We start from the raw sequence: 12,113 nt of genomic DNA, 5'->3' as shown, positions 1-12,113 counted from the left end.
CCTAAGCCGGGCTGCGAGTAATTCGACGTTTAAAATTAGTTCTGTTGAGTGCCGCTCCTACGGAGCTCTCAGTTTTAACAATTATTATTTACTACAAACGTTTCACTCCTACAGAGCTTTCTAGTATTCAAGGTTAAAAAATCCTCGAAAGTTTAGTTGAGTAGTATTTATTTGTCTGTTTTGTCTATAACTTCCTTTTCAACTACTTCATCATCATCATCGCCATACAAAGTTTCAACAACATCAGATTTTATTCCGATCTCATTCAAATATTTTGAAAAGACTTCGGTTTGTCCGTGAGTAACGTGAACGATTTCTGCTTCGGTCGCTTTGATGGCTTGCAAAAGACCTTTCCAATCGGCATGATCGCTCATTGGAAAACCGGCATCCATACTTCGCCATCTTCTTGCGCCTCGAACTTGCATCCAGCCTGAACAAATTGCTGTGGCAGCATCAGGAATTTTCTTGATTACATTGCTGTCTAACAACGCCGGCGGAACAATAACAATATCACCAGCGACATGTTTGATACTTTCCCTGAAATCGGGAACTTCATAATCGGGAAGTACAATTCCAACTTCTTCAAAGGCTTTATTGAGTTTTCCAATCGAGTAGTGGACGTGGATTTTTCCCATCCCTTCAACGGCTTTCATAATTCGCTGCGCTTTGCCGAGAGAATACCCTATGAAAACTGAGGTTTTTTGGTTTTCTTGATTTCTTAAAACCCAATTTTGAAGCTTTTTATTCAGATCGGGAACTTCAAGCCAATTGTAAATGGGAAGTCCAAATGTGCTTTCTGTTACAAATTCGTTACATTTTACAAGTTCAAATGGCGTACTCAGACCGTCATCCTGAACTTTATAGTCTCCTGACACAACACTCACATAACCTTTATATTCCAAACGAATCTGGGCCGAACCAATAATATGTCCTGCGGGATGCATAGAAAGTTTCACGCCATTAATGTCCAAAACTTCGCCGTATTGTAAAGTCTGACACTCAATATCCGGTGAAATTCTTTGATGTAAAATAGGTTTTGTGAAGTGATGACACAGGTATTTTTTCATTCCCCACCGGGCGTGGTCAGCGTGACCGTGGGTGATGACTGCAAAATCAACTGGTCTCCACGGGTCAATATAAAATTTCCCCTGAGGACAGTAAATTCCTTTGTTTGTAAATGTGATGAGCTTCAAAAGAAATTGGTTTGATTTTCTAATTCAAAAATCTAACCAATTTATAAAAATGACTGAAGATTAATTATTAGTGTTTATTTGGTTTTCTGATGATTTTAAATCAAGTTTTTTTTTCAAGTCGCTCCATGCTCCGCCATTATACACTTTTTTAAAGCCTTTTTCCTTTAAAATAGTTTCAACTTTCACACTTCTTAAGCCGTGAGAGCAAACAGTAATATAGGTTTTTCCAGGATCAAGTTCTGTATATCTTTCTCTAATTGTTCCTAAAGAAAAATTCTTTGACTCAGAAATATGTCCCATTTTAAATTCTTTTTCTGTTCTTACATCTAAAATTACCGCTCCATCTCTTACTAACTGATCCAAACCGTTGTCTAATGTCTGATATTTGTAAATCCTGTAAGCTATGTAAACAGTGAGCATGATTCCACAAAACATAATAATACTTTTCATAGTTTGCTTAGTATTTTTCTGTCAATATAAAATGTCCCAAACGGGATAATACAGGCGAGCAAAACTTTCCACGTTGTTTTTTTGAATTTCCATTTCTGCTCAATACCCACACTCAAAGTATTAAAAAGAAAAAGCAGAAATAAAGCTCCATGTACAGGACCTAATATTTTTACCACTGAGGGATTTCCCATAAAATGTTTGAGCGGTACTGCAATAAAAATTAAAGTAAGCAATGTAATGCCTTCCAAAATAGCAATAATTCTTAAACGCCCGATTTTTGTTTTAAATAAATTGATCATAATTATCTGAAATAAGGTCTGTTAGCAAAGGGTGAAAATGGCCACGGAATGGCAATAAAAATGATGAGTAGGGCAAGTGAATACCAGATCAACATTGTTTTGAATTTGTCTTTGTCATTAGATTTTCTTTTTGTAATTGCCGAACCCATTGTTATTAAAACTATTGACATGAGCATTAGAAAAATGTGAATTAATCCGAAAAACAATAAATCAGTACTTTGTTTTGCCTCATCAAAATTTTTCCAGAAATAACTGACAATGGGACTCTGAGAATATAAGGTTATACCTAAAATCAGCTGGATATGTGAAATTGTAGCTGTAGAATGTCTTAGTAAATTATCAGATTTGGTAAATAATTTCTCTGAAAAATACCCACGTAAAGAGAGAATAATGGAGTAGATTATACTGATGAGAACGAGCCATCGAAATGTAGAATGCAGAAATGTAAACGTTTGGTACATCGTTGTAATTTTATACCAAAGATAAAACAAAAACATACTAATTGGTATGTTTTTAATATAAAAATTTTTAAAGCCTTTGAAAATAGGTTTTAAGCCCTTGTAAATAAATAAGATAAACCGATTTATTATTTGTTAATTTTCCTAAATTTCTGATTCCCCAATAACCAGACATCACAAAAATTGCAACTTCTCTGGCATTGATATCATTTTTGATAAGCCCTTGTTTCATACTTTTTTCAATGGCATTTGTCATTGCATTTTCCCATTGTTTTGAGAGCTTATTCAGAGCTTTTGTAAAATCAATATTCCATGGAGCCATTTCTTGAGCAAAATTGGAGGCCGGACAGCCATTTTCTATGGTAAGCAAAGAATCTTCCATCAGAATATGATTCATCAGATCATAAATAGATTCAAGCGCATTTTCTGTATTTTGCAAAGGTTCAATAAAAGCTGACGTAAATGTAGGCTTCAGGAGTTCTTCAAGTATCGCAAGGCCCATTTCATCTTTAGTTTTAAAATGATAATAAAAGGCACCTTTTGTAACCTGAGTTGTGGCAATAATTTCGTCAACACTTGTTTTCTGATATCCGTTTTTATAGATCAGATCAAATGCTTTCCTGAGAATGTTTAAACGGGTTTCCTGAGACTTTTTCATAAGATACCAACTGGTCTGTTTGCAAAGTAACAATTTTTATCAAAATTAAAAAACAACTGTTCTGAAACAAATTTTATTATCTGAAATTAAAAAGCAGTTTCAAACGAAACTGCTTTCTACTAACTGTCTAAAAATTTAATATAAAACGCCAAGACTTTCAGCTGAAAAATCTGAAATTTCTTCTGTTCTTCCTTCTTTTATTTTTTGTACCCACTGATGATCTGTCAGTAATGCACGTCCTACTGCAACCAGATCAAAATCCTCACGTTCAAATCTGCGCATCAATTCAGAAAGATCTGTTTTCTCACTTCCTTCACCCGCAAATGCACTCATGAAATCACTTTTTAAACCCACAGAACCCACAGTAATTGTTGGCTGACCGGTAATTTTTTTTGCCCAGCCTGCAAAGTTTAAATCAGAACCTTCAAATTCTGGTTCCCAAAAGCGACGTTGCGAGCAATGGAAAATATCAACACCCGCTTCTTTCATAGGTAAAAGCCAGTCTTCCATTTCTGAGGATGTTGTTGCCAATCTGCTTTGGTAATCTTGTTGCTTCCATTGAGAAAGACGGATGATAATTGTGAAATCTTCTCCGACTGCTGCTCTCATTGCTTTAATTACATCAACTGCAAAACGGCTTCTTTCTTTCAGTGTTTTCCCACCATATTCGTCTGTTCTCGTATTGGTCATTTCCCAGAAAAACTGATCGATAAGATAACCGTGAGCTCCATGAATTTCAAGGCAATCGAACCCGAGATCTTTGGCAGATTTTGCAGATGCAGCAAATTGTGCAATGGTATCTCGAATATCTTCCAAGGTCATTGTGGAAGCCTTTTCCATTGGAATCTCAGGATAGGTTTCAGAACTTCTTGTATCACCAACATGCCAAATCTGAGGTCCCATTTTTCCTCCATATTTATGAACGGCATCAATGACGTTTTTCCAGCCTCGCAATGCTTCGGTTCCATAAAAATCAGGTATATTTTGTATATTCTTTGATGCCGGACGATTGATTACTGTTCCTTCAGATAAAATCAAGCCTACATCTGAAGCTGCTCTTCTTGAGTAGTAATCGGCAATTTCATTTGTAGGAACTCCATTGTCAGATTGCGCTCTTGTCATAGGTGCCATTACCAATCTGTTATTAAGATGCAGATTTTTATAGCTAAATGGGGTAAATAAGGTGTCTATATTCATTTTTTATAATAAATTTAAATTGATAAATCTTTAATTGTTACACAAAGTAACTAATAATAGTTCATTTTTGTTCTATTAATTTTTTATATGATAAAAAAACTGGTAACTTAGCGGTAACTAATAACCCTTAACGTACCAGCAATGAGACAAGAAAAAATAAAGCAATGCAGCTGTGCTCTTGGGAAAGCAATGTCAGCTTTGGGTAGTAAGTGGAAACCTATTATTATATTGGTTATAAAAGACCGTACATTAAGATTTGGTGAAATCGCTGCACGCATTTCGGTTATTTCGCGAAAAGTGCTTACAGATCAGCTTAGAGAGATGGAAGAAGACAATCTGCTGACCCGGCATGAGTTTAAAGAGTTGCCGCCAAGAGTAGAGTACCACCTTACCGAAAAAGGATTGGCGTTACTGCCTATTTTAAATTTGCTTGAAGAATGGGAAAAGGAATTTGATTTCAATGAAAAAAAATTGGATGTGACATTATAATTATATGCACTAACCAAAAACCATTAAAGCATCAATAAATGAAGATTATAGATTTAAAGAGCTGGAAAAGAAAAGAGCATTTTGAATTTTTCTCTAAAATGGCGAATCCGTATTTTGGTTTCACAACCGAAGTAGACTGTACAAAAGCTTATGATTCTTCTAAAGCCGACAACCATTCTTTTTTTGCCACTTATCTTCATAAATCTATGTGTGCAGTCAATGCTGTTGCAGAGCTAAAGCTTCGGATTTTAAATAATCAAATCGTTTCGTATGATACCATTCATGCCGGAACAACTATTGGAAGAATCGATGAGACTTTTGGTTTTGCCTTTATACATTTTTCGGAAGACTTTGAAACATTCAATAAAGAACTGCAGAAAGAAATCGGCGAGGTTCAACATTCTACTGGAATCAGAATGAATAATGGTGAGCTTGGGAAAGACCTGATCAGACATTCCACGATTCCATGGAATTCTTTTTCTGCGCTTCTACATCCAACTTCTCTTGATAAAACAGAATCTGTCCCGAAAATCACGTTTGGAAAATTCAGTATAAAAGACGGTAAAAAATTTTTACCGGTTTCTGTGGAAGCACATCATGTTTAGCAGATGGAATTCATATTGCCAGATATTTAGAAGGGTGTCAAGGTCTGCTCAATGAGTAGTTTACCAGTTATTTAAGCCATTTGCCAGTGCTTTTTTATAATTTTCTTCATCAAACGTGTAAAGGTCCGGAGATTTGTGGGCTCCACCGCGGCGGCGCTCGTCTAATTTTTTTAAAATACCAATGTTTTTGATTTTTCTGTAGAAATTTCCTCTGTTTAGTTCTTTTCCCAGGATTGTTTCATATAGCTTTTGCAGTTCTGAAAGCGTAAATTTCTCGGGTAAGAGATTATAACCAATAGGTTTGTAAGAAATTCTTTCTCTTAAGGTTAATAGTGCTTTTTCGATGATCTCACAATGATCCATCGCCAAATCGATCTCAGGGAGCTGGCTCAGATAAATCCATTCACATTTATCACTGAATGCGTCTACCACAAGATTGGCATTATCCGGATTGTATAAAGCATAATATCCTATTGATACAAATCGCTGTTTGTGCCAAAGAGTATCATCAAAATCTTCAAAGTAAAATTCACTTCTTTTATTTTTACCGAATACTGCAAATTCCTCCAGATACACATCGGATATACCGACACGTTCCTTTAGAACCCGTTTTGCAGCTTCATCAATATCTTCATCTTTTATCACATAACCGCCGGGAAGAAGCCATTGTTTACGGTATGTCATCTGAACAAGAAGAACCTTTAATTCACTTTTATCGAAACCAAAAACGACAGTGTCGGTAGAAAGATGCGGAAGAAAAATGTCTTTAGCCTCCTCAGATTTTTGTAAAAATTGCTGTTGTGAATCCATATATGATGTGAAAACCTAATTTGCAAATTTAGTATAAAAATTAAAATAATCTAAAAAACAAAAGAAACCCCAGCTTTTTAACCGGGGTTTTTCCATACAATTAAATTTTATTAATCTTCTGAAGAGTTATCATGATCAGATGATCTCGATTTAAAAATCATGTATGCCAAGCCTAATCCAAGACCGGCGACCAGTGCCATTTTTGTTTTTTTACTCGGAATTGGAAGAATGGTTTCGCCATAAATCTGATGAGGCTCTGAGGATGTATTTAATACATTACCTGGAGTCGATGGTGCGTTTTTTAATCTCATCATCAGACGCATACCTGCAGAAGCGGCGTTGATGATCATTTTGGGAAACATTCCGTAGATATTGACTAAAGCTCTTGATGTAAAATCTGGGAAAAGATCTTTTTGAGGATTCTTAGCGAGCTGCACTATTTTGGCGGCGGTATCACGGGGATCAGATGCAAATGGCGGAATTTTAAAATCTAGTCCCGAATATTTTGCCGAATGTGAATTTCCTGTAGAGCGCTGAATCTGCGGATACAGATTTGCAATGTGAATGTCTGCAAAGTCTGAAATTTCTCCCTGCAGGCATTCCATCATTCCTCGGATACCAAATTTTGTAGAAGAGTAGACCGCGCTGTAAGGCGCCGGCATAAATCCTCCAATCGATACATTATTAATGAGAATCCCTTCATTTTGTTCTTTAAAAATAGGTAAAACACTGTATGCGCCGTGCATGTATCCGAAAAGATTGGTTTTGATTACCTGTTCATGCAGAGACATCGGAATCTCTTCAAATTTTCCGCTCGCCATTACTCCTGCATTGTTGACCCAGATATCAATTCTTCCAAATTCAAGAATGGCTTTTTTAACAAGATTATCAACATCTTCTGCAATTGAAACATCTGTAGAAACGGCAATTGCCTTTACTTCTAACTCATTGCAGAGGTGTAATGTTTCATCCAAAGCTTCCTGTCCGCGGGCAGCAATGACGATGTTGCATCCTTCCAGAGCAAATGCTTCGACGGTTGCTCTTCCCACTCCGCTGCTACCTCCGGTTACCACAACGGTTTTACCTCGCAGGCTTCTTTTTTCTAGACTATTTTCTGATTTCATATAGTGATGATTTTGATTGAATGGTATTGATGCTAATAACCTATCTATTTCTACACCAAAAGGGTCTGAAAGAAAATTTATTTTAGAATATGTGGCTCGAAGATTTATTCAAAGAAATTATACGAAATTGGAAACTTAATAGAACTAACATTCACTAATACAGAACTTGACTCAATATTTTATATTTTTAATTATCACCAATGGTTGGCTCGCTCAGCCACTCATGTTCTATATTTTTCATTAATAATGCATTATCAAATTGTACAGAGCCTTTAGGAAATATTTTTTCATCTTCAAAAAAGCTTGATTTTACATCTAAAACATTAAGAGGTTTCACTTTCCATTGATAAGCATTAAGCCTTAGTCCATCGAATTTATCTTTATTTGGCGAATAACCCAAATCACCTTTTTCAAAAAAACAGGAAGCATTTTCTATTGTTTCGAAGATAGATTTATTGTTAAAAATGTCTGTTTCGTAAGCATCAATTGAAATTTCTGTATCATCCGAACTTTTAAAATCAATATGATAATTTCCTTCCTGCTCATTAATATTAAATTTTGCCAGATAATGCTTACCGGGGAATATTCTGCCGCCCACCCAAGTATTTAATGGTAAAGAAGTGTCTCGTCTAAGAATATACACTCCTGATTTAATTTTACCATTTTCATCCCATTCAACAGCGATTCTATGCGCTCCGTTTTCAGAATTTATTCCTAAAAAATCGGGAAGTCCTTTCGGTTTAATATCTTTAAGCCTGATCAGACAAATGCCTACAATTGCTTTGTTTTTAAAAATTTTTGGACGAAAAGGGTAGGGAAGTATTTTTTCTATATCTACCGGATCAGCCGTAAAATTAATTAAAATACGACGTTCAATATATCCGTGTATGACTGGAATTTTCATGCTAAATGATGTTTATATATTTAAAACGTTTAAAGACTATCGATTACTTTGATTCCAATAAAAGTATTTCGCTGCCTAATCTCATTAGCTAAACGACTTTCTGAATTCTAAAGGCGAAATATCTGTTTTTGCTTTAAATAATTTACTGAAAGATTGTGAGTGCTCAAAACCCAGCTCATAAGCGATTTCACTTATCGAAAGATCCGTTGTCGATAATTTTTCTTTAGCAATTGCGATTACTTTTTCGTGGATATGCTGCTGAGTGGTCTGTCCTGTTAATGTTTTCAGCAGACTGCGCATATATTTTGGCGACATATTCAGTTTTTCAGAAAGAAACTGTACACTCGGCAATCCTGTAAAAGTAAAATGATCTGCAGTAAAATAATCCGTGAGCAGAATTTCTAAACGTTCCAAGAATTGATGATTGGCTTTTTGGCGGGTAATAAATTGACGCTGGTAAAAACGTTCGCAATAATTCAAAAGCGTTTCCAGCTGAGAAATAATGATATTCTGGCTGAACCGATCAATATTTGACTGGTATTCTTCTTTGATGTTTTCAATGATCTGCCCAACTTTCAGCTCCTCGTCCTCAGACAAAAAAAGGGCTTCGTTTACCGAGTATTCAAAAAATTCATATTTCTTCATTGCATTGGCCATTGAAGTGCTCCAAAGAAAATCCGGATGAATCATCAAGGCCCAGCCGGACGGATTTTTGCTATCCTCTTCCCTTGTGATACTTAAGATCTGATGAGGCGCCATGCAAAACATAACGCCTTCATCAAAATCATAATCGAGCTGACCGTAAGTATATTTATGCGTCATATCTCTTTTTACCGATATCATGTAAAAATCAAATAATAAACTCTGTTTTCCATTTTCGGGTGCGATTGTCATATCGCCAAAATTGATTACACTGATGAGCGGATGTTTTGGCTTTGGCAATCCCCGTAAAGAGTGGAATTGAGATATGGTCTTTATTCTAATTGGCATGTCAGACATCGGTTTAATTTTTAATCAAATGTAATCAATAAATATAAATTATTGTTTTTCAGGGAAATACACATCACTTTGAAGATCTTCCATCAAAGTTGGATGGTGAGGAAACCAGTTTAATACCTTTCTGGTTTCTTCGCTTGAAGTCAAATTGTTAAGCTTTGCAAAATGGGCAAACCAGCCAAAATGTTCAGCCGCTTCATCAGAATTAAGTGAGACAACGGGAACCTGCAACTTTTCTGCAATGAATCCTGCAATTTCTTTCAATGGAATGCCCTGCTCTGATACCGCATGATATCTTGTACCGCTTACAAAAGGTTTTTCCAGAGCCAATCGGTATAATTTTGCAGCATCTAATTTGTGAACAGCCGGCCAGAAATTATTCCCGCCATTGATTACTGCAGATTTACCTGTTTCTCTTGCAATTCTTATCAATGTCGGGACAAAACCAATAATATCGCTTCTGCCGTGAACAGATGGCGATAACCTTATTACCGCAACTTTCACGCCTTTTTCGGCAATAGCATCTGCAGCATTTTCTGTTGCTATTCTCGGATGCGGATTCACAGAGCGGTCTGTTTCTATTGTGGTTCCATCTTTGGAAAAAAGGGCAGTACCTGAAGTGATGAGAAAAGGTTTATCTGTTCCCAATAATGCATCGCCAATGTTTTCAATCACTTGGCCGTCAAGATGACACATTTGCTCAAATCGTGAGAAATCGTGGACAAATCCTAAGTGAATCACTGCATCAGAGATGGCAGCTCCAGATTTCAGACTTTCAAAATTATTTAAATCTCCATGATGAGCTTCTGCGCCTGCATCAATTAATTTGTTTGCCGATTCTTCTGAACGTGCCAAGCCTAAAACCTGGTGTCCTGAATTTAATAATTCCTGTACTACGGCAGTTCCTACGAAACCTGTAGCGCCTGTAACAAATACTTTCATTGTAAATCATATTTTATAATGCAAAGTTGCTGTTTCGTTTGATGACGACTGTATCCAAAAAGTCTTTTCTTGTAGCCGAAAAGTTGTGGAATTAAATTTAATTAAATGATTTCCTGAATTCCAAAGGTGAAATGTCCGTTTTTGCTTTAAACAATTTACTGAATGACTGCGAATGTTCAAATCCGAGCTCATAAGCGATTTCACTTACCGAAAGATCAGTTGTTGTTAGTTTTTCCTTTGCTTTTTCGATTAGTTTTCCGTGAATATGCTGTTGCGTGGTTTGTCCGGTCAGAGATTTTAATAAACTTCCTAGATAATTGGTCGAAATATTAAGCGATTCTGCGATAAAATTGGCGGTTGGTAAACCTTTATCAATGATATCACCATTAAAATAATTTTCGAGAATACCTTCTAATTTATCTAAAATCTGATGATTTGTCTTTTTTCGGGTAATAAATTGACGTTGATAAAACCTTTCACAATAATTGAGAATAACTTCAATCTGTGAAATAATAATGTTTTGAGTAAACTGGTCAATTCCCGACTGATATTCTTTTTCAATTCCTTTAAAAAGACCAATCAAAGTTTCTTCTTCTTTTTCGGAAAGAAAAAGCGCTTCGTTTACATCATATCCAAAAAATTTGTAGTTGCTGATTGTTTTTGCCAGAGGTGTATTCCAGATAAAATCCGGGTGGAAGGCCAAAAGATAACCTGAAGGTTTTGTATCATATTTACTGATGACCATTTTTACCAATTGTCTTGGAGCAATAAAACACATCAGTCCTTCGTCAAAATCATATAAGCTTTGCCCATAATGAAGTTTCCCCTGTATTCCTCTTTTGAAACCCATAAAATACAAATCCTGAATCCAGCTGATTTCCGGCTCATCAATCTGATATTCAACTAAACTGTAGTCTACGAGGCTGATCAGGGGGTGCTGTGGCTTTGGTAATCCCGAAATTCTATGAAATTCTGAGATGGTATCAATGGTATATAATTTTCTGTTGTTCATAGCTTTAAAAATTATAGGCAACAGCAAAAGACTGTTGCCTAAACAAATTTAGTAATCTGTAGAATTACTTAAAGTTTTAAAATCAGAAATTTCATTCTGAAGTGCATTTAATTTATTTCCGGCGATCTGAAATGCATCAGAACCTAAAACCAAATGAACCGGTGGATTCTGCATTTCGGAAAGTTTTATTAATGCCAAAGCTGCTTTTTCGGGATCTCCGGGTTGGTTTCCATTAATCTCTTTCTCATGTACAACTTGAAGTTGTCTTGCAAGAGTATATTCTTCAATTTCATTTTTCGGGGTACGAAGTGAGCCACCGGTTAAGAAATATGTTCTGAAATATCCTGGATAGACAACTGTTGCATGCACACCAAATTCTTTTACTTCAGCCGCCAAAGCTTCAGTAAAGCCTACCACAGCAAATTTTGTTGCGCAGTAAATTCCCCAGCCGGCAAAATCTCCTGTTAATCCACCAATGGAAGCAATATTGATGATCAATCCGCTATTTTGTTTTCTGAGATAGGGCATTACTTTTCTGATGATATTGAGTGAGCCGAAGACATTGGTATCGAAATTCTGACGGCCTTCCTGATCTGTCGTTTCTTCCAAAGTTCCCAATTGTCCGTATCCCGCATTGTTAACAGTAACATCTATTTTGCCGAATTTCCGGATGGTTTTTGATACGGCTTCTTCAATACTGTCTTCATTGATCAGATCAACTTCCAGCGGAAGAAACATTGAATTTTCCTCACTGATTGCATTCTGAAGATCAGAAAGGCTTCTTGACGTAGCGGCTACTGAATGACCATCAGCTAATAATCTTTTTACTAAGGTTAAGCCTAAACCTTTTGAAGCACCTGTCACGAACCATACTTTTTTTGTGTCCATTTTTTGATTGTTTTAAATTGTTTAATTATTACAATGCAAAGTTGTGAAAAGCTAGAAAAGCAATTGTGACTGAATCAATGATTGTTGT

General features: G+C 36.0%; 15 protein-coding genes. 2 read left to right on the top strand and 13 right to left on the bottom strand.

All coding sequences use genetic code 11. The features are described from left to right. Positions 1-167: 167 nt before the first annotated feature. From K0U91_RS14205 to K0U91_RS14180, 6 genes are all read right to left on the bottom strand, one after another. Positions 168-1,193 carry a ligase-associated DNA damage response exonuclease gene (locus tag K0U91_RS14205; protein WP_220179210.1) on the bottom strand — a complete coding sequence of 342 codons (1,026 nt, stop codon included), beginning with the start codon at positions 1,191-1,193 and terminating at the stop codon, positions 168-170. 60 nt (positions 1,194-1,253) lie between these two features. Further along, on the bottom strand, positions 1,254-1,643 hold the full coding sequence (locus K0U91_RS14200) for a rhodanese-like domain-containing protein (RefSeq protein WP_220179209.1): 390 nt from the start codon (positions 1,641-1,643) through the stop codon (positions 1,254-1,256). Then, positions 1,640-1,942 carry a DUF3817 domain-containing protein gene (locus K0U91_RS14195; RefSeq protein ID WP_219969096.1) on the bottom strand — a complete coding sequence of 101 codons (303 nt, stop codon included), beginning with the start codon at positions 1,940-1,942 and terminating at the stop codon, positions 1,640-1,642. Before K0U91_RS14195 ends, K0U91_RS14200 begins: the two co-directional genes overlap by 4 nt. A 2-nt stretch (positions 1,943-1,944) precedes the next feature. Continuing rightward, positions 1,945-2,403: a hypothetical protein gene (locus tag K0U91_RS14190; RefSeq protein WP_220179208.1), complete on the bottom strand. Its 459-nt coding sequence runs from the start codon at positions 2,401-2,403 to the stop codon at positions 1,945-1,947. Between the two features lie 67 nt (positions 2,404-2,470). Further along, a complete protein-coding gene (locus K0U91_RS14185; protein WP_220179207.1) occupies positions 2,471-3,058 on the bottom strand; it encodes a TetR/AcrR family transcriptional regulator in 588 nt (195 codons plus the stop codon). A 135-nt stretch (positions 3,059-3,193) separates the two neighbouring features. Continuing rightward, positions 3,194-4,255 carry an NADH:flavin oxidoreductase gene (locus K0U91_RS14180; RefSeq protein WP_220179206.1) on the bottom strand — a complete coding sequence of 354 codons (1,062 nt, stop codon included), beginning with the start codon at positions 4,253-4,255 and terminating at the stop codon, positions 3,194-3,196. A gap of 141 nt (positions 4,256-4,396) precedes the next feature. On the opposite strand from K0U91_RS14180, the gene K0U91_RS14175 reads away from it, so the two are divergent. Further along, positions 4,397-4,744 carry a winged helix-turn-helix transcriptional regulator gene (locus K0U91_RS14175; protein WP_219969100.1) on the top strand — a complete coding sequence of 116 codons (348 nt, stop codon included), beginning with the start codon at positions 4,397-4,399 and terminating at the stop codon, positions 4,742-4,744. 38 nt (positions 4,745-4,782) lie between these two features. Then, the gene (locus K0U91_RS14170; RefSeq protein WP_258561840.1) at positions 4,783-5,349 is read left to right on the top strand and encodes a CatA-like O-acetyltransferase; all 567 of its coding nucleotides are present in this window, start codon (positions 4,783-4,785) and stop codon (positions 5,347-5,349) included. A gap of 60 nt (positions 5,350-5,409) precedes the next feature. Here K0U91_RS14170 and K0U91_RS14165 read toward each other — a convergent pair whose 3' ends face one another. The 7 genes from K0U91_RS14165 to K0U91_RS14135 all read right to left on the bottom strand — a co-directional run bounded on the left by K0U91_RS14165 (position 5,410) and on the right by K0U91_RS14135 (position 12,025). After that, positions 5,410-6,159, bottom strand: a complete 750-nt coding sequence (locus K0U91_RS14165) for an NUDIX hydrolase (protein WP_220179205.1) — start codon at positions 6,157-6,159, stop codon at positions 5,410-5,412. A gap of 110 nt (positions 6,160-6,269) precedes the next feature. Further along, positions 6,270-7,283: an SDR family NAD(P)-dependent oxidoreductase gene (locus K0U91_RS14160; RefSeq protein WP_220179204.1), complete on the bottom strand. Its 1,014-nt coding sequence runs from the start codon at positions 7,281-7,283 to the stop codon at positions 6,270-6,272. A gap of 187 nt (positions 7,284-7,470) precedes the next feature. Beyond that, complete coding sequence (locus K0U91_RS14155; protein WP_220179203.1) at positions 7,471-8,187, bottom strand: DUF2071 domain-containing protein; 717 nt, start codon at positions 8,185-8,187, stop codon at positions 7,471-7,473. 84 nt (positions 8,188-8,271) lie between these two features. Further along, positions 8,272-9,177 (bottom strand): helix-turn-helix domain-containing protein, encoded by a 906-nt coding sequence (locus tag K0U91_RS14150; protein WP_408912592.1) that lies wholly within the window; start codon positions 9,175-9,177, stop codon positions 8,272-8,274. A 48-nt stretch (positions 9,178-9,225) separates the two neighbouring features. Continuing rightward, positions 9,226-10,125, bottom strand: a complete 900-nt coding sequence (locus K0U91_RS14145; protein WP_220179201.1) for an SDR family oxidoreductase — start codon at positions 10,123-10,125, stop codon at positions 9,226-9,228. Between the two features lie 97 nt (positions 10,126-10,222). Then, positions 10,223-11,137, bottom strand: coding sequence for a helix-turn-helix domain-containing protein (locus tag K0U91_RS14140; RefSeq protein WP_219969107.1), 915 nt, complete (start codon positions 11,135-11,137; stop codon positions 10,223-10,225). A gap of 48 nt (positions 11,138-11,185) precedes the next feature. Further along, positions 11,186-12,025 carry an SDR family NAD(P)-dependent oxidoreductase gene (locus tag K0U91_RS14135; RefSeq protein WP_220179200.1) on the bottom strand — a complete coding sequence of 280 codons (840 nt, stop codon included), beginning with the start codon at positions 12,023-12,025 and terminating at the stop codon, positions 11,186-11,188. Between the last annotated feature and the right edge of the window lie 88 nt (positions 12,026-12,113).

It is taken from the genome of Chryseobacterium sp. LJ668 (assembly GCF_019613955.1).
In the GTDB taxonomy this organism is placed as follows: Bacteria; Bacteroidota; Bacteroidia; order Flavobacteriales; family Weeksellaceae; genus Chryseobacterium.
Note: the sequence above shows the minus strand (reverse complement) of the source record. Positions and strands in the feature narration are given on the sequence as shown.